Origin of the sequence: Kitasatospora nipponensis (genome assembly GCF_039528135.1) — a bacterium.
Classification (GTDB): domain Bacteria; phylum Actinomycetota; class Actinomycetes; order Streptomycetales; family Streptomycetaceae; genus Kitasatospora; species Kitasatospora nipponensis.
The window spans coordinates 1-538 of sequence record NZ_BAAALF010001074.1 but is presented as its reverse complement, the minus strand read 5'-3'; the positions used below and the strand labels follow the sequence as shown (position 1 = coordinate 538).

General features: G+C 74.2%; 2 pseudogenes. Both read left to right on the top strand.

The annotated features are described in order from the left end of the window. A pseudogene (locus ABD323_RS44950) lies at positions 1-148 on the top strand (iron transporter); the annotation flags it as partial. 78 nt (positions 149-226) lie between these two features. After that, positions 227-538 (top strand): annotated as a pseudogene (locus tag ABD323_RS44945) (transporter); the annotation flags it as partial.

The following is a 538-nucleotide window of genomic DNA, read 5'->3' as shown; positions in this document are numbered from 1 at the left end:
CCTGCTCAAGGGCGTGTTCAACTTCCAGCCCGACCCGACGAAGCTTCAGGTCTGGGGCTGGGCGCTGTACGTGGTGCCCACGCTGTACCTGTTCCTGCGCAAGCCCGCCGCGACCGCCCCCGCGAAGGCCAAGGCCGACGCGAGCTGACGGTCCGCCACCCGCCGCGTGTCTTCGGGTGCGCGGCGGGTCACTCGGCAGGAGACTGGGCGGCGGAGGTGCCCGCCCATGTCCGACTGGCGTTCCCGCGCGGCCCGCGCGAGCAAGCGTCCGTTCGCCCGCCCGATGGGGCAGCAGCCCGAGCCCGCCCCCGAGCACTCGATGGACCCCCGCTCCGAACACCGGGACGACGACGGGGTGCACCTGGAACGCTCGGTGGTGGACGCCGCCGTGTACCGGGACGGCCACCGGATCGGCGGCGGCGGCAGCCTGGCCGAGGTCTACCGGCAGGTGCCCGGCGAGCCCGGCACGATGGCCTGGATCGGCCTCTACCGCCCGGCCGAGGAACAGATGCTGGAGGCCGCCGAGCGGTTCGGCCTG